Here is a 21,148-nt window from a genome sequence, read left to right as displayed (position 1 = left end):
TCCGACGTCATCGTGCCGAGCGGAGATCCCTCGCTTACGCTCGGGATGACAATGGCTGTCGGCATGTCAGTGCACTCCCTTGGTGGCGGAGCCCGGCAGGGGCATCACGGCGCGGCGGACCGCCGGCCCGGCGGAGGGATCGGGCAGCAGCAGGCCGGTCACCGAGGCGGTGGGCTTGAACAAAGCGGCGGCGGCCTTGGCCACCTGCTCGGGCGTCACCGCCATGATGTGTTCGGGCCAGGCCTCCACCTCCTCGACGGAAACGCCCGAGGCCAGGGCCTGGCCCAGGGTCTGGGCTCCGGTATGCAGCGAATCACGGCCATAGGCGGCACCGGCCCGCAACCGGGTCTTGGCGCGCTCCACCTCCTCGGCCGAGAAGCCGTCCTTGACGATGCGGGCCAGCTCCTGCTCGATCACGGCCTCCAGCTTGTCCAAGGCAATGCCGGGATTGGGCATGGCCGCCAGCCGGAAAGTGGTCTGCCCCACAGCGACCGGATCGTAGGAGGCGCTGATGGCGGCGGCGACGCCCTTCTCCACCACCAGACTGCGGTACAGCCGCGAGGTGGCGCCCTCGCCCATCAGGTCGGCCAGGACCTCCAGGGGATAGGCCAGCTCCCGCGCCCCCTCGCCCAGGCTGGGGGCGAGGTAGAGCCGGCTCCAGGAGGGCTGGGCCACCCGTCCGTCCTTCAGGGTGACGCGGCGCTCGGCCCGGTGGGGCGGCTCGGCCGTGCGGGCGCGCGGCGGCGTGTCGGCGCGGGCGATGGTGCCGTAATACTTCTCGGCCAGGGGACGCACCTGATCAGGCGTCACGTCGCCGGCCACCACCAGGATGGCGTTGTTGGGCGCGTACCAGCGGCGATAGAAGGCCAGGGCGTCGTCCAGGGTCAGGGCGGCGATCTCGTCGGGCCAGCCGATGATGGGGCGATGATAGGGCGAGTTGAGATACAGCGCCGCTTCCATCTGTTCGTTCAGCAGGGCGGACGGATTGTTGTCGGTGCGCGAGCGGCGCTCTTCCAGCACCACGTCCCGCTCGGTGCGGAAATTGGCCTCGTCCAGCACCAGATTGCGCATGCGGTCGGCCTCCATGCGCATCACCAGTTCCAGCTTGTCCACCGCCACGTTCTGGTAATAGCCGGTGTAGTCCGACGAGGTGAAGGCGTTGTCGCGGCCGCCGTTGCGCGCCACGATCTTGGAGAACTCGCCGGGGGGAACGCTGGGCGTGCCCTTGAACATCAGGTGTTCCAGCAGATGGGCCAGACCGCTCTTGCCCGGCTCCTCGTCCGCGGCCCCCACCTTGTACCAGACCATGTGGCTGACGATGGGCACCCGGTGGTTGGAGATCACCACCACCTGCATGCCGTTGGCCAGGGTGAAGGTCGCCGGGTCGAACACTCCGGCCCGGACGGGAGATGCCAGGACGGCAAACAGGCCGAGCAATACGGCGCACAGACGGGGGGCGGTCATCCTACCTCCAGACAAGAGTCATCGCGACACGCAGCCGAAGGCTGCGCGCACATCATGGCGGGATCAAGGCAAAGCCAGATTAGTTGAAGATACCTTCAAGCCAGGCGCGCTTGCGACGCTGGACCTGAGGGGTCTCGCCATCGGAGAGGGACTTGCCCAGCGCCTGATTCTCGCGCAGACGCTGTGTCTCCTTGGAGGCATCCACGGCGGCACCCGGCGGCTCCGCCTTGCGCCAGAACATGATGCGGTCCTGGAAGCTCTTGTCCGCATCGGCCAGGGCCTGGGATTCCTTGTTCACCAGCACGCGGATCTCCGGCTGGATGGAATCGGCGCCGATCCGCTTCATCAGGGAGATGTCGCCGGCGGTGCGCCCCTCGGTGGAAATGGGAGTGGCGGTGCGCCCCCCCACCAGAATCTGACGGGCCTGATCGCGGGTCACGCCTTCCTGGGGCCGGACGGCGCCGGGCTGCGGCGGACGCAGCGAGAATTCCGGCGGCATGGCCAGAGGGGCGCGCTGCACCACCTGGAACTCGTCCGGCGGCTGCTTTTCATAGCCAAGCGAGCGCTTGACGTCGGTGCAGGCGGACAACACCACCGGCGCCAGCAGAGTGGCCAAAGCCATCAGGCGGGCGGTGGACAGGCGGACGGTGGGGCGATCGGTCTTCATGGCCCTAATTCTTAGACGAATCGCGGCCGGCAAACAAGGAGTCGACGACGAGAAAAACAGCGCCGACCGTAATGGCCGAGTCCGCCACGTTGAAGGCGGGCCAGTGATACCCCGCCACATGCAGGTCCAGGAAGTCGGCCACCGCCCCGAAACGGGCGCGGTCGATGACATTGCCCAGCGCGCCGCCGATGATTCCGCCCAGAGCGACCTGGACCAGGAAGGTCTCGGCCTTGGCCAGCCAGAAGGTCATGCCGGCACAGATCACCATGGCCAGGGCCGAGAGGATCAGCGCGTTCCACTCGCCGCCGTTATTGCCGATGCCGAAGCTGACGCCGCGGTTCCAGGCCATCACCACGTCGAAGAACGGCAGCAGCTCGATGCGGGTGGCGGAGTAGAACGGGGTTCCGTCGACGCCCTCGGGGCGCATGATCCTCTCGACCACCCAGTACTTGGAGAGCTGGTCGAGAAAAATGATCAGGCCGGCGATGGACAGCCCGCGGGGCAGGGAATTGGACAGCAGCATCGCCCTACACCGCCCCGACGGCGTCGGAGCAGCGCGGGCAAACACCCTCATGCCCGGCGCGTCCCACGTCATGCAGCACCTTCCAGCAGCGCTGGCACTTTTCGCCCTCGGCCGGGGCCGGGGCCACCGACACGCCGGGCACCTCGGCAAGCTGGAACTCGCCCTCGACAGGCAGCCCGTCCATGATGCGGATCCCCGAGGTGATGCAGATCTCGGCCATGTCCAGGCCGGTCAGCAGTTCGTGGATCTCCGAGGACACGGTGAGGCGCGGGCTGGCCTGCAAGCTGGAGCCGATGCGCTTTTCCCGCCGCTCGATCTCCAGGGCGCCGGTGACCACCTTGCGCACGTCGCGGATCCTGGCCCATTTGGCGGCCAGGGCGTCGTCGCGCCACGCCGCCGGAATCTGGGGGAACAGTTCCAGATGCACCGAGCCGTCCTCGGACGGATGGCGCGCCAGCCAGGCCTGCTCGGCGGTAAAGCACAGAAACGGCGCCAGCCACTTGGTCAGGGTGTCGAGCAGGATGTCGAACACCGTGCGCGCCGCCCGGCGACGAAGCGAGGTGGCCGCGTCGCAATACAGCGCGTCCTTGCGGATGTCGAAGTAGAAGGCCGACAGATCGACGGCGCAGAAATTGTGCAGCTCGGTGAACAGGCCGTGGAACTGGAAACCGCTGCAGGCCTCGCGGAACTGGGTGTCCAGTTCGGTCAGGCGATGCAGCACCCAGCGCTCCAGCTCGGGCATCTGCTCCACCGGCAGCGCTTCCGCCGCGGCAAAGCCGTCCACCGCGCCCAGCAGGTAGCGCAGCGTGTTGCGCAGGCGGCGATAGATGTCCACCTGGGTCTTGAGGATCTCCGGCCCGATGCGCAGATCGTCGGAATAATCCGAGCCCACCACCCACAGGCGCAGGATGTCGGCGCCCATGGTGCCCACCACTTCCTGCGGCGCCACCACATTGCCCAGGGACTTGCTCATCTTGCGGCCGTCCTCGTCGAGGACGAAGCCGTGGGTCAGCACCGCGTCATAGGGCGCGCGGCCGCGTGTGCCGCAGGATTCCAGCAGCGAGGAGTGGAACCAGCCGCGATGCTGGTCCGAGCCTTCCAGATACAGCGACGCCGGCCAGGACAGGCGCGGCCATTCCTCGCCCTCCAGCACGAAGGCATGGGTGCAGCCGGAATCGAACCACACGTCGAGAATGTCGGTGACCTTGTCGTAATCCTCGGCCTTGTACTCCGGCGCCAGGAAGCGTTCGGCCGGGCTGGTGAACCAGGCGTCCGAGCCCTCGGCCAGGAAGGCCGCGACGATGCGCGCCATCACGGCGGCGTCGCGCAGCGGCTGGCCGGTCTTCTTGTCCACGAACACCGTGATGGGCACGCCCCAGGCGCGCTGGCGCGACACGCACCAGTCGGGGCGGTTCTCCACCATGGAGCCGATGCGGTTGCGGCCCTGGTCGGGGACGAAGCGGGTCTCGGCGATGGCCTTCAGCGCCTTGGCCCGCAGCCCGGTGCTCTCCATGGAGATGAACCATTGCGGCGTGTTGCGGAAGATCAGCGGCGCCTTGGAGCGCCAGGAATGGGGATAGGAGTGCTCCACCTTGCCCGAAGCCAGCAGGTTGCCCACCGAGGTCATGGCCTCGATCACCGGCTTGGCCACCGGCGAGTAGTACTTGCCGTTCTTGCCCTGGTTCAGCACGTCCATCCCGGCGAAGATCGCCACATGGGGGAAGTACTTGCCGTCGGGCTGCACGGTGTCGGGAATGGCGATGCCGTGTTCCTTGCCCAGATGCCAGTCGTCCTCGCCGTGGCCCGGCGCGATGTGGACGAAGCCGGTGCCGGTATCGGTGGTGACGAAACCGCCGGCCAGCAGCGGCACGGGGAAATCATAGCCGCCCGCCGCGTTCGCGTGGAACTTGAGCGGGTGGTGGGCGATGGTCCCGGCCAGTTGGGCGCCCTTCAGGGTGTGCAGGATCTTGAAGGCGCACTTGGCGTCCTTGGCCACCTGGGGGGCCAGATCGGCGCACAGGACCAGCCTTTCCCCGACCTTGGCCAGATCGGAATCCGAGCTTTCCACCTCGACCACCACATAGTCGAACTCAGCGCCATAGGCGATGGCGCGGTTGCCCGGCATGGTCCAGGCGTGGTGGTCCAGATCACCACCTTGGCGCCCTCGATCTCGGGCACGCTGGCCGTCACCACCGGGAACTTCACCCAGATGGTGATGGAGGTGTGGTCGTGATACTCCACCTCGGCCTCGGCCAGGGCGGTCTTCTCCACCACCGACCACAGCACCGGCTTGGCGCCCTTATACAGCGAGCCGTCCAGCAGGAACTTGCCCAGCTCGGCGGCGATCACCGATTCGGCGTGGTTGGTCATGGTGGTGTAGGGGTGGTCCCAGTCGCCGGTGATGCCCAGGCGCTTGAACTCCTCCTTCTGGATACTGATCCACTTGGCGGCGAACTGGCGGCATTCCTCGCGGAAGGTGACGGTGTCGATCTCGTCCTTGTCCTTGCCGGCGTCGCGGTACTTTTCCTCGATCTTCCACTCGATGGGCAGGCCGTGGCAGTCCCAGCCGGGGACGTAATCGGCGTCCTTGCCCAGCATCTGCTGGGACCGGGTGATGACGTCCTTGAGGATCTTGTTGAGCGCGTGGCCGATGTGGAGATTGCCGTTGGCGTAGGGCGGGCCGTCGTGAAGGATGAACTTGTCCCGGCCCTTGGAGGCGGCGCGCAGGCGGCCGAACAGGTCGATCTTCTCCCAGCGGGCCAGAAGCTCGGGCTCCAGCTTGGGCAGTTCGCCCTTCATGGGGAAATCGGTCTTGGGCAGGAAGACGGTGTTCTTGTAATCGACGCTCATGACGGGCTCTCAGACGGCAGGGGCGACGGGCACCATGGGCCCGGCGGCGGCGGAAAAATGGCGGGCGGCCAGCAGGCGGCGGCCGGTCTCCACATCGGCGGTGATCTGGGTGGTCAGCTCGGCCAGCCCGCTGAAGCGGCGCTCGGGGCGGATATGCTCGACCAGCGCCACCCGCAGGTGGCGGCCATACAGGTCCTCGTTGAAGTCCAGCAGATGGACCTCCATCAATTCATCGGTCTTGTCGAAGGTGGGGCGGCGGCCGAAATTGGCGACGCCGTCGTGCCACACCGTGGCCCCGCCCTTGTCGATGCCGGCGCGGACCGCATAGACGCCGCTGGCCGGACGCTGATACTCGCCCAGGCGCAGATTGGCGGTGGGAAAGCCCAGCAGGCGGCCACGGGCGTCGCCGTGCTCGACCCGGCCCTCCACTTCCCAGTAATGGCCCAGCAGACGGGCGGCGGCATCGGGGCGGCCGGCCACCAGATGCTCGCGCACGGCGGTGGAGGAATAGGTCTCGCCGTGATCGGCCATGGCGGGCGGCACCACGGTGACGCCGAAGCCCGATTCCTCGCCGCATTTCTGCAAGAAGGCGCCGGTGCCCAGGCGGCCCTTGCCGAACACGTAGTCATAGCCCACCACCACGTGGCTGGCTTGCATGCAGCCCACCAGCACGCCACCGACGAATTCCAGCGCCGTCATGGCGGCGAAATCGCGGTCGAAATGCTGCTGATACAGGAAATCGGTGCCCAGCGCCTCGATCAGGCGGGACTTGACGCGGAACGGCGTCAGGCGGAACGGCGGCTGGTCGGGATTGAACAGCGAGCGCGGATGGGGCTCGAAGGTCATCACCGCATGGGCCACGCCCAGGTCCTGGGCGATGCGGCGCGCGGTCAGGATCACCGCCTGATGGCCGAGATGGACACCGTCGAAATTGCCCAGCGCCACCACGCAACCGCGGTGGTCGGGGGAAAGCTCGCCGCAATGCCGGATCAGGCGCATTTTAAGGATCGGGCCCCAGGAAAAAACCAAGGGCAAAGGGGTAGTGCAAAAGGCTTCGCAGCGCAAGACTTCCCCCTCCCCCATGGGGAGAGGGGGATGCCAGGCATCAGCCCTTGGACGGAACCATCAGGGTGGCTTCACCGTCCATGACGATCTTGCCGGCCACCGAACAGGTGGTCTTGAAGGTGGCGAACTTCTTTTCCGGGGTCAGCGCGGTGACCTCGACGCGGGCGGTGACGGTGTCGCCGATGCGCACGGGAGCCTTGAACTTCAGCAGCTGCGAGACATAGATGCAGCCCGGGCCGGGCAGCTTGGTGCCGAACACGGTGGAGACGAACGCCGCCGACAGCATGCCGTGGGCGATGCGGCCCTTGAACATGGTCTGGCTGGCGAATTCCTCGTTGATGTGAACCGGGTTGAAATCGCCGGAGACACCGGCGAAGGCGACGATGTCGGCCTCGGTCACGGTCTTGGCGAAGATGGCCGACTGGCCGACCGACAATTCCTCGAAATACATTCCGTTCAACGATTCGCCGCTCATCCTTGGTCTCCACATTTATGGTTGTTGCTGCGACGCAGCGCAAAGCGCGGCGGGAGTATAGACGCAAGGGGGGCGCTTGCTCAACTGACGCTTTGGAGACGTTCAAGCCTTGCCTTGGCGGCCGGGCTGTGGCCGAATGCCGGGCGTTTCATCAACAGGCGTTCCGTCCGTGAAATATCGCATTCTCGTTCTGCTGCCGCTGCTGCTGGGGGCCTGTGCCGCCGGCAACCCCTGGGTCAATCCGCAATTGCCCAAGGACCAGTGGGGCCGCGACTATTCCGCCTGCCGCCGCTCGGCCGACCGGAGTTCCGGCTTCCGCGACGACGGCCGCGACACCTACAGCCCGACGCGCGACTACGAGCGCGCCCAGGCCAAGCGGATCTACGATGCCGAGCTCAATGCCTGCATGCGCGGGCTGGGCTATTTCCCCGCCCCCAAGAACTGAGGACCCAAGCCATGCGTCGCGCCGCCCTGGCCCTTTGCTGCCTGCTCATCAGTGTTCCCGCCCTGGCCGAGGACATGCCCAAGAGCCCCAAGGCCCCGCCGCCCGAGCCGCTGCCCGACGCCACCTGCGACACCACCAAGGCCGATGCCGGCGACTGGCTGGCGGGCCGCTGGGTGGCGCCCTATTCCAAGTGGGAATTCAAGCGCGACGCCCAGGGCCTGACCTGGAAGCTGGAGCAGAAGCCCGACCTCAACAGCAACCTGGGCTACAAGCAGGGCACCGTCATCGAGGGCAAGGTGTCGGAACTCAGCGCCTGCACCCTCCGCCTCACCGCCGTGGAGAACGGCGAGACCGCCTTCGATTTCGAGGGCGTGCGCACCGAGGACGGCAAGATCTACGGCTATGCCACCAACAAGGCCGGCCAGGGCGCCCGCTGGACCCTCAGGCGGGAACGCTGATCCCTCCCGACGGCCATCGGCCGGAGGCAAGCGCGACCGCGCGCCTCGGCTTATGCCGAGTAAGCCCGAGCGAAGCGCCCGGCGACTGAGGGACTTACGACGGCTCGATCTATCGGGCCGTCGGTATCAAACGAGTCTCCAGCCGGGCGCGCAGTTCGTCCGGCAGAGGGGTCGAGCGCCGGGTGTCCTGATCGGCCAGCACCAGCACGGAATCTGCGGTGGCGACGCAGCGCTCGCCCACGAACACCCCCTGGCCAAGATGGAACGAGGTGCGGCCGATCTTCGTAACGCCCGTGCCAATGCGCACCTCGCCCGGCCAGTGAATCTCGCCGATGAAATCCAGCACCAGCCGGGCGATCACCATGAAGGTGCCGGGCGGCGTCAGCGGCCGCCCGGGCTCCAGCAGGAATTGCACCCGCCCGGTCTCGCAGAACACCGAGAACGCCACGTTGTTGATATGGCCCTGGGCGTCGGTGTCGCAATAGCGCAAGGTCTCGCGCGCCCAGTGAGGATAAATGGTCGGGTCCTGGAGATCGGGCTTGGTCATGGAATCTCTCGGTTGCAATGTCAGGCCAGGCAGGGTTGCGGCCGCCGGGGCAGCATGGAGAATATCACGGCGGCGACCACCACGGCACCGCCCGCCAGCTGGGCCGGATTGGGCGGCGTGCCGGTCAGGGTGGCGATGCTGGCGGCGAAGACCGGCACCAGGTTGAGGAACAGGGCGGTCCGCCCCGCACCCATGCGGGCGATGGCCGCGTTCCAGAACAGATAGGCCAGCACCGAGCCGAACACCGTCATGGCCGCCAGCGCTGCCGCGGCCTTGGGCCCCGGCAGCGTGAACTCCGCCCCGCTCAGTCCGGCCGCCGCCGTCAGCACCAGGGCGCCCGCCGCCATGGGAATGGCGGCGTTGACCAAAGGCGAGCCCGCCGGCATCAACCGCCGCGCCAGCACGTTGTAGACGGCCCAGGCCAGATTGGCGCCCATCATTTCCACGTCGCCCAGGCCGAACACCACCTCACCGCGGGCACCGCCCAGGATGACCATGGACACCCCGGCCAGAGCCACCGGCAGGGCGGCGATCTGGCGGCCGGGCAACTGCTCGCCCAGGAACAGCGCCGCCAGCACGGCGGTGAGCAGGGGATTGGTGGCCATGATCAGGGCGCCGTTGACCGCCGAGGTGGTGCGCATGGCGTCGAAGAACAGCAGGTTGAAGCCGGCGATGCCGACCACGCCCAACAGGGCCAGCCGTCCGCCGGATTTGCGCGCCGCCGCCAGCAGGGCGCCGAGTTCGCCGCGCCCGGCCACCAGCACGACCATGATCACCGCCGCCAGGACGAAGCGCCCCGACGCCGCCGCCAGGGGCGCCATGTCGGCCAGGATCGGACCGGCCAGATTGAAATTGGCCGCCCAGAACAGGGCCGAGAGGGCGGCAAGGGCATAGATGGCGATCGGCCCCATGATGGATCTCCATTGAGATAGACTAATCATGGTCGCAACGATACGCTTTGGAACTTCTTGGCTTCAAACGAGCTTTTCTCGCCCTCGGGTTAAGGAAATCTAATCATGCGCCGTCGCCTCCCGCCCCTCCGGGCCCTGCATGCCTTCGAGGCCGCCGCCCGCCATCTGTCCTTCGCGCGGGCCGCCGAGGAGCTGGGCGTCACCCCGGCGGCCATCAGCCAGCAGATCAAGCAATTGGAGGACATCCTGGGCGTCGGCCTGTTCCATCGCGGAACGCGCCTGTCGCTGACCCGGGCCGCCGCCCTGGTCTCGGGCGAGGTCAGCGACGCCTTCGACCGCCTGGCCTCCGCCGTGGGACGGCTGGCCCCCGACGGCCCGGCCCGGCCGCTGGTGGTGTCGGCGCCGCCGGCCTTCGCGGCGCGCTGGCTGGTCCCCCGCCTCACCCGCTTCCAGGACGCCCATCCCGGCATTGACCTGCACCTGTCCGCCACGTTGCGGCTGGTGGATCTGGACCGCGAGGGCGTGGACCTGGCCATCCGCTACGGACCGGGACGCTATCCCGGGCTGCTGGTGGAACGGCTACGCCTGGAAGAGGTGGTGGCGGTGGCGACGCCGCGTCTGGCCGCCGGCCTGGGCGAGGTGTCCGATCTCGCCCGCGCCACCTTGCTGGTCAATGAAGGCATCGGCTGGGACCCGTCCTTCCCCACCTGGCCGGCCTGGCTGTCCGAGATGGGCGCCAGCCCGGCCGAGACGCTGCGCCTGCGGCCCTTCGGCGACGCCTCCCTGGTCCTGGAGGCCGCCCTGGCCGGACTGGGCGTCGCCCTGGTCTGGCGCACCCTGGTTTGTGACGAACTGGCCGGCGGCCGACTGGTGGCCCTGTTCCCCGGACGCCCCCTGGCCAGCGCCTATCATCTGGCCTGCCTGCCCGAGCGCGCCGAATTCCCGCCCATCCGGGCATTCCGGGACTGGATCAAGGCGGAACTCGTCACCACGTGATGGACTTATCCCGTTCGTAGCCTTGCCATCCCCCGATGGGATGTTAGGCTGGAGGTCGGGTCAATCCCTGAGCAGGAGTCGGCCGATGAAAGGCAAGAAGAGCGTCATATCAAGGCTCAATAAACTCCTGGTCGGAGAGCTTGTCGCCGCCGATCAGTATTTCGTGCATTCGCGCATGTACCGCGAATGGGGCCTGTCCAAGCTTTACGAGCGCATCGAGCATGAACGCCAGGACGAGATCGGCCACGCCGACCTGCTGATCGGCCGCATCTTGTTCCTGGAGGGAACCCCCGACCTGTCCAAGCGCCCCGGGCCAAAGGTGGGCAAGGACGTGCCCTCCATGCTGAAGGCCGACCTGGATCTGGAAATCGAGGTCGTGGCCGAGTTGAAGGAAGCCATCGCCCATTGCGAGAGCGAGGGCGATTACGACACCAGGCGCATCCTGGGCAAGATTCTCGAGGACACCGAGCAGGATCACACCCTGTGGCTTGAGCAGCAATTGGGCCTGATCGCCCGCATGGGCCTGCAGAACTACCTGCAATCGGCGGCCGGCGACATCGCGCAAGGTGCGTCATGAAGGGTGACAAGGAGGTCCTGCGCCACCTGAACGGCGTGCTCAAGCTGCACCTCACCGCCATCAACCAGTACTTCCTGCACGCCCGCATGCTGAAGAACTGGGGGCTGAAGGATCTGGGCAAGGCGGTCTACAAATATTCCATCGAGGAGATGAAGCAGGCCGACGAGGTCATCGAACGCATCTTGTTCCTGGAAGGCCTGCCCAATCTCCAGGACCTGGGCAAGCTTGGCATCGGCGAGGACGTGGCCGAGATGCTGGCCTCGGATCTCAGGATGGAGCTGGCCGAGCACAAGGCGCTGGTCGAGACCATCGCCTTGTGCGAGACCAAGCAGGACTTCGTCACCCGCGATGAACTGGCGGAAATTCTGGAAGATACCGAAGAACATGTCGACTGGCTGGAAACCCAGATCGACCTGATGTCCAAGATGGGGGCGCAGAACTACCTTCAGGCCGCCACGGGCGAGATAGAGGGCAGTTAAGCCAGGGGTTGTAGAGACAGGGGGATGGACTGAACAGCGTTGGCAGGTCTTACCGGCCGCTGGTCCTGGTGACTGCGGTGCTGCTGGTCGTGTGGATCAGTGGCATCCTTGTGGCTTGGCGCGATCGCAACAACTCGCTCAATGACAGCGGCCGACTCACCGAAGCCCTGACCCGCGTGGTGGCCGAGCGCATCTCCGGCTCGCTGCGTGGCCTTGACCTGATGCTGCAGGACGTGGACATCCACTCGCGGGAAAGGTCGGATCCTACAGAACTGCTGAACCTGATGCGCCACCGCAGCGCAGGCCTTCCCGAGGTCCGCAACGTCTTCATCATCAATGCCGATGGAAAAGTCACCTCCTCGACGCTGCCATCCATGCTTGGCCTGGATCTGTCCCGCCGCCCCTATTTCATGACGGCGGCTCAGACCCCCATTCATGGCCATCTGATCATCACGCCCCCCTCGGTCAGCCCGGTGACCGGCAAGCTTGGCTTGGTGGTGGCGCGGCCAATCACCAGTCCGGTGGGAACCTTCGCCGGATTGATCGCCGTCGCGCTCAACCCGGAATTCTTTTCCGGGGCGCTGAGCGGCGTCGTGGAGGGCGACGTGGACCGGGCGGTGGTCGCCAACATGGACGGCAACGTCTTGGCGCGCCTTCCCGATCCGGGGCTCCATGTGGGCAGCTCCATCCGCTCGGGCCCGCTGTTTTCCGACTATCTGCCCAAGGCCCGGGCCGGCACCTTCATCGCCCCCAGTTCGTTCGACGGCCAGGACCGGCTGGCCTCCTATCAGGCGCTGAACCACCAGCCCATCGTGGTCTCGGTAGGCATCACCACCCAGGCCGCGTTGCGACGCTGGACCGTCAACACGCTGGTCATGGCCGGAATCGGCCTGCTGTTCTCGACCGTCCTCCTGGGGGCGGCCCTGCAGCTGGAACGGCGCGAGCGCGAGCGCCGCGGGGCCGAGACTGCCCTGAAGGCCAGCGAGGAGAGCTACCGCATCCTGGTCGACGACCAGGATGACCTGATCCATCGCTATACCCAGGATACGACCCTGATCACCGTCAACCGGGCCTACGCCCGCTTTTACGGCCAGACCCCGGACAGCCTGATCGGGCGGAAGTGGATCGAGTTCCTGCCGGACGAGGAACGCACCTTCTCCCTGTCCTGCCTGCAGGCCCTCAATCATATCCAGCCCTACCGCGAGGACCGCCGCCGGGTCGTCCGCCCCGACGGCCAGGAACTCTGGATCGAATGGCGGACTACGGCGCTGTACGACGCCCTGGATAATCTGACCGGATACCAGACGGTGGGGCGTGACGTCACCGATTCCCACCGTGCCCAACAGGCCATTTCGGAGCGCGAGGAGCTTTACAGCCAGAGCTTCCACCGCAATCCGGCCATCAAGCTGCTGATCGACCCTAAAAGCGGCGCCATCACCGACGCCAATGATTCCGCGGCCCTGTTCTACGGCTATCCCGCCGATGTCCTGAAGCACATGAACATCCAGGACATCAACGTGGCCTCGGCGGCGGAGATCGAGCACGAAATGGCGGCGGTGGAAAACGAGGGGCGCAAGTTCCTGCGCTTCAGGCATCGCCTGTCATCGGGCGACATCCGCGATGTTGAGGTCTATTCGTCGCCCCTGCATGTGGGCGGCCGCGCCTATCTCAGCAGCATCGTGGTCGACGTCTCCGACCGCAACCGCTTCGAGGCGGAGCTTCAGGCCAAGACCGCGGAACTGGCCCGCTCCAACGCCGAGCTGGAACAGTTCGCCTATGTGGCCAGCCACGACCTGCGCCAGCCCCTGCGCATGGTCACCTCCTACGTCACCCTGCTGGAGCGTCATCTGGGCGAGACCCTGGACGAGTCCAGCCGCGAATTCATCGGCTACACCATCTCCGGAGTGCGGCGCATGGATGCGCTGATCAAGGGGCTGCTCGATTACTCGCGGGTGGGGCGCGGCGGCGAGACTCTCTCCGACCTGGACCTGGAGGAGGTGGTGGCCGATTCCTGCGCCAATCTCGGCCTGACCGGCAGCAGCGACGAGGCGACAGTCTTGGTGGAACACCCGCTGCCCAGGATTCTTGGGATTTCCAGCGAATTGATTCGCCTGTTCCAGAACCTGATCGGCAATGCGGTCAAGTACCGCCATCCCGAACGCAAGCCGGAGATCCGCCTTTCCTCTCGCCGTCAGGGCAATGAATGGATCATCACCGTCGAAGACAACGGCCTGGGCATCGGCGCCGAACATTTCGAGCGTATCTTCGGGATGTTCCAGCGCCTGCACGCCGAAGGGGAGTTCGAGGGAACCGGCATCGGACTGGCCATCTGTCGCAAAATCGTCACCACCCATGGCGGCCGCATCTGGGTGGAATCGGAGGAAGGCGCCGGCTCGCGCTTCATGGTGGCCCTGCCGGCCTCACGAGCCGCCGCCCGAGGCCTCGCAACGCATTGACGGCGCCCGGCATTTGGGGGAGTCTTGCACCGCGCCCAGACAGGAGTGTTCGACCATGAAGGTCGCGGCCATTTCATTCAACGACAACCACAGCCTCAGCATGGACGTCGAAGGTGTCAGCTATATCGGCGCCGCCCAGCCCATGGAGCTGGAGGATGGCACTTGGTTCCTGGAATTGCTGCTTCGCACCGACAACGGGACCATCGCCCTGCAACTGGTGGCCGATACCCCGGAAAAGCTGGACATCAAGCGCTACGAGTAGCCCAGGACCCAGGCCGGGCCACTACATCTCCAGCACGTCGACGGCCACCAGCACCTGATGCTCGCCGCCGCCCAGCACCACGCCGCGCACCGGGGTGACGTCGTCGTAGTCGCGGCCCCAGGCCACCACGATGTGATCCTGGCCGGCGGCCATGTCGTTGGTGGGATCGAGATCCAGCCAGCCCCAGCCGGGCTGGTAGACCGACAGCCAGGCGTGGGAGGCATCGGCGCCCACCAGCTTTTCCTTGCCCGGCGGCGGCTTGGTGCGGATATAGCCGCTGACATAGCGCGCCGCCAGCCCCATGGCCCGCAGGCAGGCGATGCCCACATGGGCGAAGTCCTGGCAGACGCCGCGGCGCTGCTGGAACACCTGCGCCAGGGGGGTGCCCACGGTGGTGGCCTCGGGATCGAAGGTGAATTCGCTGTGGATGCGGTGGTTCAGATCCATCACCGCCTCGTCCAGGGGACGGCCGGGGGGGAAACTGGGCAGGGCGAAGCGCTCGGCCTCGGCCAGGGGCGGCACCTGGGGCGAGGCGAAGACGAAATCCATCACCGATTCATCGATGCCCCGCGCCCCCGACCAGGTGTTGAGCCGCACGGAATCCCAGGCGGGAACCGCGATCTGGGGCAGCCTCGGCTGGCCGGCGGTCTCCACCACGAAGGAGGCGTCGATCACCAGGGTGGAATGGGGGCTCTGGATGGTGAAGAAGGTGATGGGATTGCCGAAATAGTCGCGGCCGCCCTCGTCGAGCACCTCCGGACTGGGGCGGATGGTCACCTTGACCTGTCCCACGCTCTGGCCGTCCACGGTGCGCGGCTGCAAATGGGCCGCGTGGTGGGACAGTTGCACCGGCTCGGTGTATTTGTAGGTGGTGGTGTGGCGAACCTTGAACTTCACGCCAGTTCCTCCATGGGCGCTGTGGGCAGCCGCCACTGGGCGTGGATGAAGTAGGTGCGCGACACCTGCTCGGACAATTCCCACAGCCGCGAGCGCAGCATGTCGAGCAGGCGCAGGGCGTCGTGATAGCCGCCGTCGCGGTCGAAGCGGGAAATCACCATGACGTCGGTGGTGCGGATGGTGCCGCACAGCACGGTCATCAGCTTCTGCTCCGGCTTGTAGAAGCCCGAATGCTCGCCCATGGCGGCCAGCCGGTTCATGTGGCCTTCCAGGGTGGCCAGTTGGAAGCCCAGCGAGCGGGGATTGCCCTCGTCGCACAGCAGCAGGTCGAGCACGCCCGCCAGACGCGGCGTGGACAGATAGCGCGAGCGGTAGGTCATCACGCTGTCCCAGATCTCCAGCAGCAGATCCAGCGGCACCGCCTCCTCGCCGTCCACGTCGGCCAGGGCGCCGCTGACCATTTCCACCATGGCGATGGCGCGCTCGGCGCGGCGGCCGGAATCCAGGAACAGCCATTGCGGCCCCCGGGTCATGTTCTCCATGGCCAGGCCGCTGACCGCCTGCATGGTCAGCACCATGGCGTTGAGCCGGCCCATCACGTCGCCGCCGCCGGTCTCGGCGGCCAGCAGGCCGATCTCGTCCCGGAGCTGATGCAGGGCGCGCCAGGTGTCGTTGGACAGACGGTCGCGCAGATGGACGACGATGCGCAGCAGGCGCTCGACACAGCCGGCCAGCCCGGCCCCCTCCACCGACAGGTGATGGGCGACCAACCGGTCGGTCAGGCTTTCGGCCGGCTGGTCGTCCTCGTCCTCGGGCACCGACAGGCCCAGCGCGGTCATGACGCGGATCATGGCCTGGGCCCGCACGGAATCGCCCTCGGCCAGGGCATCCTCGATGCGGATCAGGGCGGCGCGCAGCAGGCGGGTGGTGGCCTCGCAGCGCTCGAGATAGCGGCCCAGCCAGAACATGTTGTCGGCCACCCGCGACGGCAGGTCGCGGTTCTCGCGGGTCAGCCGCACCGGCGGCACCTGCGGCCGGGCGGTGGTCACCGTCAGGCGCTGGGTCGGCGAGGCGATCCAGACGTCCTTGCTGCCGCCGCCGCCGGTCTGCAGCCGCGACGCCAGCAGGTCGCGCTCGGACGACAGCCGGGCCAGGCCGCCGGGCATGGCCTGCCAGCCCTTCTCGGTGTGGACGGCGAAGACGCGCAGCACGCAATGGCGGGGCTCCATCCGCCCTTCGGCCCACAGCGGCAGGGTCGAGGTGGTCTTCACCTCCTGGCCGACCCAGTCCCAGGGACGCGCCAGGATGGCGTTGCGCATCTCGGCCAGCTGCACCCCGGACAAAGCGGCGCCGATCACCGGCTGGTCGCGCCGCCCGAAGGCGGGGCGGATCACCAGACGCGACAGATTGGCCAGCACATGGTCCAGGGCGGCGGGTTCGCCGCACCACCAGCTGGGCACCGAGGGCAGCAGCAGATGCTCGTCCCTGAGCGACCGGGCCAGGGCGGGCATGAAGCCCAGCAGCGAGGCCCCGTCCAGCAGGCCGCTGCCGATGGCGTTGAACAGCGACACATTGCCGCGCCGCGCCGATTGCAGCAGCCCCGCCACCCCCAGTTGGGAATCGCCGCGCAGTTCCAGGGGGTCGCACCACGTGCCGCCAGTGCGGCGGAAGATCACGTCCACCTGCTGCAGGCCGGTCAGGGCCTTGAGGTAGACGGTGTTGTCGCGCACCGTCAGATCCTCGCCCTGCACCAGGGTGATGCCCAGCTGGCGGGCCAGGAAGGCATGCTCGAAATAGGTGGCGTTGTAGGGGCCGGGGGTCAGCAGCACCATGCGCGGGTCGTCGCGGTGGCGCACCGCCAGCCCCTGCAGCGTGCGGCGCTGCGTCTCGAAGAACGGCCCCAGCCGCTCCACCTGGAGCGAGCGGTGGAACTCGGACAGCACCCGGCTGACAATGGAGCGGTTTTCCAGGGCATAGCCGGCCCCGGAAGGAGTCTCGGTGCGGTCGCTCAACACCCGCCACTGGCCATCGGGGCCGCGCACCAGGTCGGCGGCGTAATGGTGCAGCCAGTGGCCGCCCGCCGGCAGCCAGCCATGGCAGGGGCGCAGAAAGGCGGGATTGGCGTGCAGCAGCGACGAGGGAATGACGCCGCGCCCCACCAGGGTCCGCTCGCCGTAAAGGTCGGCCAGCACGGAATCCAGGAGGCTGGCCCGCTGCTCGATGCCCTCGGCGATGGCCGACCATTCCTCCGCCGACAGGATCAGCGGCAGGGGGTCGAGCCGCCACGGCCGGTCCAGGCCCGCCGGGTCGCCATAGACGTTATAGGTGACGCCGTTGTCGCGGATCAGGCGCTGGCCCACGTCCCAGCGCCGGGTGACCTCCTCGAGGCCCAGGCGGTTCATACCCTCGACAAAGCCCTGCCAATGGGGACGGACGCCTCCGCCCGGCGCCTTCACCTCGTCGAAGGCTCCCGGCAGCGGACGATAGGCGTCTTCGAAACTCCAGGGCGGACCTTCAAGACGAGAGCGCAGGCGACGCGGTATTTTCCCCTCCCCCAAAATCGCGACGGTGTCGTTTCACCCTGTTATCCCGAGCGAATGCGAGGGATCTCATCCTGATACGATGTTCTCCACCCGGCACCCATGCCCCAGGCGGAGATCCCTCCTCCCTCCGGTCGTCGGGATGACGGTCTGTTTCGTGGTGTTAGCGCCTATTGTAGCCTCAGGTCCAGTGTATTTGGGTAGTCGGGATGGATGGTGCCACTCTCCACCCGAAGCGGCCCGTGGGAATGGCCGAAGGCGAAGAAGCGGGCCCGGCGCCGGGCCTCGGCCTCATAGGAATTGACCGGGAAGGTGTCGTAGCTGCGCCCGCCGGGATGGGCGACATGGTAGGTGCAGCCGGCCACCGCCTCGCCGGTCCAGGTGTCCACCAGATCGAAGACCAGGGGCGTATGGGTGCCGATGGTGGGGTGCAGGCAGGACGCCGGCTTCCAGGCGCGATAGCGCAGCCCGGCCACCCATTCCCCCGAGGCGCCGGTGGGCGCCAGCGGCAGGCGGCGGCCGTGACAGGCCACCACATAGCGGTCGCCCACCAGGCCGGTGACCTTGACCTGCAGGCGCTCCACCGAGGAATCCACATAGCGCACCGTGCCGCCGGCCCCGGGCTCCTCGCCCATGACATGCCAGGGCTCCAGGGCGGTGCGCAATTCGATGCGCATGCCGCGATGGGTGACGGCGCCCACCGCCTGGAAGCGGAATTCCAGATGGGGGGCGAACCACGCCCGGTCGAAATGGATGCCGCCCGCGTCAAGCCATTCCAGCACCTCGTCCAGATCCTTCTCGATCCAATGGGGCAGCATGAAGCGGTCGCGCAAGCTTGAGCCGAAGCGCACCAGCTTCTCCATATAGGGCTCGTCCCAGAAGCGAGCGATCAGGGCGCGCAGCAACAATTGCTGCACCAGGCTCATGCGGGCATGGGGCGGCATCTCGAAGGCGCGGAACTCCACCAGCCCCAGGCGCCCGGTGGGGCCGTCGGGGGAGTAGAGCTTGTCGATGCAGATCTCGGTGCGGTGGGTATTGCCGCTGGCGTCGATCAGCACGTTCCGGAGCACCCGGTCCACCACCCAGGGCGCCACGTTGGTCCCCCGGTGGGGCAGTTGGGACAGCGCGATCTCCAGCTCGTAGAGCGTGTCGTCGCGAGCCTCGTCCACCCGGGGATGCTGGCTGGTGGGGCCGATGAACATGCCCGAGAACAAATAGGACAGGCTGGGATGGTTCTGCCAGAAGCGGATCAGGCTGCCCAGCAGGTCGGGACGGCGCAGAAAGGGGCTGTCGGCGGGCGTCCAGCCGCCCAGCACCATGTGGTTGCCGCCGCCGGTGCCCACATGGCGGCCGTCGATCATGAACTTCTCGGTGCCCAGGCGGGCCTGATGGGCCTCGTCGTAAAGGATCTCGGTGTTGGTCACCAGTTCGCGCCAGTGCTCCACCGGCTGGACGTTGACCTCGATGACGCCGGGATCGGGCGTCACCTTGATGATCTTCAGGCGGGGATCGTTGGGCGGCGGATAGCCTTCCACATGCACCGGGGTGCCGATCTCGGCGGCGGACAGCTCCACCGCCTCGATCAGGTCGAGATACTGCTCGGCGGTTTCCACCGGCGGCAGGAAGACGTTGAGGCGGCCGTCGCGGGGCTGGACGCACAAGGCGGTGCGCACATTTTCGGACACCAGTCCCTTGGCGGTCTCGACGGGGCGCAGATCCACCGGCACCTGCTGCAGCACCGTGGCCTTGGGCGCGCCGGAGCCCGGGACCTGCTCGGTCTGGGCGCGCTGGCGCCGGGCCGGGGGCATGGGGCCACGCGGCTCGAAGGGATCGCGCTCGCTGTGATAGGGATAGGCGTCGGCGGGAATCCACGGTAGGGATTCCAGCGGCAGCCGCAGGCCCAGCGGCGAATCGCCCGGAATGGTCAACAGCTTGCCGTCCCGGGTCGGCCACGGCCCGGTGATCCAGCGGAACTTATCCTTGGCCTGCCAGGGCTGCAGCGGCAGGACATAGCCGGTGGGCGTGCCCAGGCCGCGCTTGAACACCGTGGCCAGCCGGGCGCGCTCCTCCGGGTTTTCCAGCTTGGAATCGATGGGATCGACGTTGATGGGCAGGGCCTGTTCCCGCAGCAGGTAATAGGCCGGGTCCTCCCAGGCGGGCATGGCGAAATCGGCGTCGACGCCCAGATGGCGACACAGCGCCTGGGAAAAGTCGCGGGCCTGTTCATGGGTGGGGGAATTGTCCTCGGCCTCCAGGGCGATCAGCCGCGGGTCGCGCCACACCACCTCGTCGTCGTCGCGCCAGATCAGCGAGAAGGCCCAGCGCGGCAGGCTTTCGCCCGGATACCACTTGCCCTGGCCATAAGCGATCAGCGCACCGGGCGCGAAGCGGTCGCGCAGACGGCGGATCAGGGTGTCGGCGAAGGCCCGCTTGGTGGGGCCGACGGCGCTGGTGTTCCACTCCTCGCCATCCGGGTCGGTGGTGGAGATGAAGGTGGGCTCGCCGCCCTGGGTCAGGCGCACGTCACCTTGGCGCAGCTTCTCGTCCACCAGATCGCCGAGTTCCAGCACGGCCTGCCACTGGTCCTCGCTGTAGGGCTTGGTGACACGGGGGGTCTCCAGCACGCGGGCGACGCCCATATGGTGCTCGAACGAGACCTCGCACATCTCCACCGCGCCGGTGATAGGCGCCGCGCTGGTGGGATCGGGCGAGGCGGCCAGCGGAATATGCCCCTCGCCGGTCAGCAGGCCCGAGGTGGGGTCAAGGCCGATCCAGCCGGCGCCGGGCAGGTAGACCTCGGTCCAGGCGTGCAGGTCGGTGAAGTCCTCCGCCGCCCCGGCGGGGCCGTCCAGCGGCTTGACGTCGGGGACCAGCTGAATCAGGTAGCCCGAGACGAAACGCGCCGCCAACCCTAGGCGGCGCAGAATCTGCACCAGCAGCCAGGCGGAATCGCGGCACGAGCCCTTCTTCAGGCCCAGGGTCTGTTCCGGGGTCTGGACGCCCGGCTCCATGCGGATGGTGTAGCTGATGTCGTCCTGCAGCCGCTGGTTCAGCGCCACCAGGAAATTGGTGGTCTGCATGGGCGTGCTTGTGTCGATGGAGGCCACGTAATCGGCCAGCAGCGGCCCCGCCTCCTCGCGATTCAGGAACGGCTTCAGTTCGTGGTCCAGCAGCGGGTCGTAGGCGAAGGGGAAATTCTCCGCCTCGGGCTCCAGGAAGAAGTCGAAGGGATTGACCACCGACAGGTCGGCCACCAGGTCCACATCCACCGTGAAGGATTCCACCTTCTCGGGGAAGACCAGCCGGGCCAGCCAGTTGCCCTGGGGGTCCTGCTGCCAGTTGATGAAGTGCCCCTTGGGCTCCACGTCCAGGGAATAGGACAGCACCGGCGTACGGGCATGGGGCGCCGGGCGCAGCCGCACCACCTGGGGCGAAAGAACGACCGGTCGGTCATACTTATAACGTGTGGTATGGCGCAGCTTGACGTGAATGCCCATGATCATCCGAAGACAGTGGCGAGATGCAGCGAACAGGGT

17 protein-coding genes and 1 pseudogene are annotated in these 21,148 nt (G+C 67.2%); 7 read left to right on the top strand and 11 right to left on the bottom strand.

Features of this window, described 5'->3' with window-relative positions; translation table 11 throughout:
* Nucleotides 1-66: 66 nt before the first annotated feature.
* The 6 genes and pseudogenes from AMB_RS04270 to AMB_RS04245 form a co-directional block, all read right to left on the bottom strand.
* Nucleotides 67-1,464 (bottom strand): M16 family metallopeptidase, encoded by a 1,398-nt coding sequence (locus tag AMB_RS04270; RefSeq protein WP_043743403.1) that lies wholly within the window; start codon nucleotides 1,462-1,464, stop codon nucleotides 67-69.
* A 79-nt stretch (nucleotides 1,465-1,543) separates the two neighbouring features.
* On the bottom strand, nucleotides 1,544-2,131 hold the full coding sequence (locus AMB_RS04265; RefSeq protein ID WP_011383278.1) for a DUF3035 domain-containing protein: 588 nt from the start codon (nucleotides 2,129-2,131) through the stop codon (nucleotides 1,544-1,546).
* Between the two features lie 4 nt (nucleotides 2,132-2,135).
* The gene (gene lspA, locus AMB_RS04260) at nucleotides 2,136-2,654 is read right to left on the bottom strand and encodes a signal peptidase II (protein ID WP_011383277.1); all 519 of its coding nucleotides are present in this window, start codon (nucleotides 2,652-2,654) and stop codon (nucleotides 2,136-2,138) included.
* A gap of 4 nt (nucleotides 2,655-2,658) precedes the next feature.
* A pseudogene (ileS, locus tag AMB_RS04255) lies at nucleotides 2,659-5,504 on the bottom strand (isoleucine--tRNA ligase).
* A 9-nt stretch (nucleotides 5,505-5,513) separates the two neighbouring features.
* Nucleotides 5,514-6,503 (bottom strand): bifunctional riboflavin kinase/FAD synthetase, encoded by a 990-nt coding sequence (locus AMB_RS04250; RefSeq protein WP_043743402.1) that lies wholly within the window; start codon nucleotides 6,501-6,503, stop codon nucleotides 5,514-5,516.
* Nucleotides 6,504-6,609: 106 nt separating this feature from the next.
* Nucleotides 6,610-7,044, bottom strand: coding sequence for a MaoC family dehydratase (locus AMB_RS04245; RefSeq protein WP_008616671.1), 435 nt, complete (start codon nucleotides 7,042-7,044; stop codon nucleotides 6,610-6,612).
* A 169-nt stretch (nucleotides 7,045-7,213) separates the two neighbouring features.
* Between AMB_RS04245 and AMB_RS04240 the strand changes: the two genes are divergently transcribed.
* Nucleotides 7,214-7,489, top strand: a complete 276-nt coding sequence (locus AMB_RS04240) for a hypothetical protein (protein ID WP_043743400.1) — start codon at nucleotides 7,214-7,216, stop codon at nucleotides 7,487-7,489.
* Between the two features lie 11 nt (nucleotides 7,490-7,500).
* Entirely contained in the window at nucleotides 7,501-7,947 is a 447-nt protein-coding gene (locus tag AMB_RS04235; RefSeq protein ID WP_011383272.1) for a hypothetical protein, read from the top strand.
* Nucleotides 7,948-8,056: 109 nt separating this feature from the next.
* On the opposite strand, the gene AMB_RS04230 is transcribed toward AMB_RS04235, so the two are convergent.
* Together AMB_RS04230 and AMB_RS04225 are read right to left on the bottom strand one after the other, a co-directional pair.
* On the bottom strand, nucleotides 8,057-8,494 hold the full coding sequence (locus AMB_RS04230) for an acyl-CoA thioesterase (protein WP_011383271.1): 438 nt from the start codon (nucleotides 8,492-8,494) through the stop codon (nucleotides 8,057-8,059).
* A gap of 20 nt (nucleotides 8,495-8,514) precedes the next feature.
* Nucleotides 8,515-9,405 (bottom strand): DMT family transporter, encoded by an 891-nt coding sequence (locus AMB_RS04225; protein WP_011383270.1) that lies wholly within the window; start codon nucleotides 9,403-9,405, stop codon nucleotides 8,515-8,517.
* A gap of 105 nt (nucleotides 9,406-9,510) precedes the next feature.
* On the opposite strand from AMB_RS04225, the gene gcvA reads away from it, so the two are divergent.
* The 5 genes from gcvA (at nucleotide 9,511) to AMB_RS04200 (ending at nucleotide 14,175) form a co-directional block, all read left to right on the top strand.
* Complete coding sequence (gcvA, locus tag AMB_RS04220) at nucleotides 9,511-10,401, top strand: transcriptional regulator GcvA (protein ID WP_011383269.1); 891 nt, start codon at nucleotides 9,511-9,513, stop codon at nucleotides 10,399-10,401.
* An 85-nt stretch (nucleotides 10,402-10,486) separates the two neighbouring features.
* On the top strand, nucleotides 10,487-10,978 hold the full coding sequence (gene bfr, locus AMB_RS04215; protein ID WP_011383268.1) for a bacterioferritin: 492 nt from the start codon (nucleotides 10,487-10,489) through the stop codon (nucleotides 10,976-10,978).
* Nucleotides 10,975-11,457: a bacterioferritin gene (bfr, locus tag AMB_RS04210; protein ID WP_011383267.1), complete on the top strand. Its 483-nt coding sequence runs from the start codon at nucleotides 10,975-10,977 to the stop codon at nucleotides 11,455-11,457. The genes bfr (AMB_RS04215) and bfr (AMB_RS04210) overlap by 4 nt, the downstream gene beginning before the upstream one ends.
* 77 nt (nucleotides 11,458-11,534) lie before the next feature.
* Nucleotides 11,535-13,913: a PAS domain S-box protein gene (locus AMB_RS04205; RefSeq protein WP_148207288.1), complete on the top strand. Its 2,379-nt coding sequence runs from the start codon at nucleotides 11,535-11,537 to the stop codon at nucleotides 13,911-13,913.
* Between the two features lie 55 nt (nucleotides 13,914-13,968).
* Entirely contained in the window at nucleotides 13,969-14,175 is a 207-nt protein-coding gene (locus AMB_RS04200; RefSeq protein WP_050750624.1) for a hypothetical protein, read from the top strand.
* Between the two features lie 21 nt (nucleotides 14,176-14,196).
* Here the strand turns inward: AMB_RS04200 and AMB_RS04195 are convergent, their stop codons facing one another.
* The 3 genes from AMB_RS04195 to AMB_RS04185 form a co-directional block, all read right to left on the bottom strand.
* Nucleotides 14,197-15,072, bottom strand: coding sequence for a transglutaminase family protein (locus AMB_RS04195; RefSeq protein WP_011383264.1), 876 nt, complete (start codon nucleotides 15,070-15,072; stop codon nucleotides 14,197-14,199).
* The gene (locus tag AMB_RS04190; RefSeq protein ID WP_011383263.1) at nucleotides 15,069-17,528 is read right to left on the bottom strand and encodes a circularly permuted type 2 ATP-grasp protein; all 2,460 of its coding nucleotides are present in this window, start codon (nucleotides 17,526-17,528) and stop codon (nucleotides 15,069-15,071) included. The genes AMB_RS04195 and AMB_RS04190 overlap by 4 nt, the downstream gene beginning before the upstream one ends.
* A 254-nt stretch (nucleotides 17,529-17,782) precedes the next feature.
* The gene (locus tag AMB_RS04185) at nucleotides 17,783-21,109 is read right to left on the bottom strand and encodes a DUF2126 domain-containing protein (RefSeq protein WP_043743398.1); all 3,327 of its coding nucleotides are present in this window, start codon (nucleotides 21,107-21,109) and stop codon (nucleotides 17,783-17,785) included.
* Nucleotides 21,110-21,148: the final 39 nt, after the last annotated feature.

The sequence above is a fragment of the Paramagnetospirillum magneticum AMB-1 genome, from assembly GCF_000009985.1.
GTDB classification, from domain to species: domain Bacteria; phylum Pseudomonadota; class Alphaproteobacteria; order Rhodospirillales; family Magnetospirillaceae; genus Phaeospirillum; species Phaeospirillum magneticum.
Note: the sequence above shows the minus strand (reverse complement) of the source record. Positions and strands in the feature narration are given on the sequence as shown.

Excerpts from the sequence above, each read along its gene's own strand:
- AMB_RS04270 (WP_043743403.1), bottom strand. The coding sequence starts at position 1,464 with ATGACCGCCCCCCGTCTGTGCGCCGTATTGCTCGGCCTGTTTGCCGTC.
- AMB_RS04265 (WP_011383278.1), bottom strand. The coding sequence starts at position 2,131 with ATGAAGACCGATCGCCCCACCGTCCGCCTGTCCACCGCCCGCCTGATG.
- lspA (WP_011383277.1), bottom strand. The coding sequence starts at position 2,654 with ATGCTGCTGTCCAATTCCCTGCCCCGCGGGCTGTCCATCGCCGGCCTG.
- AMB_RS04250 (WP_043743402.1), bottom strand. The coding sequence starts at position 6,503 with ATGCGCCTGATCCGGCATTGCGGCGAGCTTTCCCCCGACCACCGCGGT.
- AMB_RS04245 (WP_008616671.1), bottom strand. The coding sequence starts at position 7,044 with ATGAGCGGCGAATCGTTGAACGGAATGTATTTCGAGGAATTGTCGGTC.
- AMB_RS04235 (WP_011383272.1), top strand. The coding sequence starts at position 7,501 with ATGCGTCGCGCCGCCCTGGCCCTTTGCTGCCTGCTCATCAGTGTTCCC.
- AMB_RS04230 (WP_011383271.1), bottom strand. The coding sequence starts at position 8,494 with ATGACCAAGCCCGATCTCCAGGACCCGACCATTTATCCTCACTGGGCG.
- AMB_RS04225 (WP_011383270.1), bottom strand. The coding sequence starts at position 9,405 with ATGGGGCCGATCGCCATCTATGCCCTTGCCGCCCTCTCGGCCCTGTTC.
- gcvA (WP_011383269.1), top strand. The coding sequence starts at position 9,511 with ATGCGCCGTCGCCTCCCGCCCCTCCGGGCCCTGCATGCCTTCGAGGCC.
- bfr (WP_011383268.1), top strand. The coding sequence starts at position 10,487 with ATGAAAGGCAAGAAGAGCGTCATATCAAGGCTCAATAAACTCCTGGTC.
- bfr (WP_011383267.1), top strand. The coding sequence starts at position 10,975 with ATGAAGGGTGACAAGGAGGTCCTGCGCCACCTGAACGGCGTGCTCAAG.
- AMB_RS04200 (WP_050750624.1), top strand. The coding sequence starts at position 13,969 with ATGAAGGTCGCGGCCATTTCATTCAACGACAACCACAGCCTCAGCATG.
- AMB_RS04185 (WP_043743398.1), bottom strand. The coding sequence starts at position 21,109 with ATGGGCATTCACGTCAAGCTGCGCCATACCACACGTTATAAGTATGAC.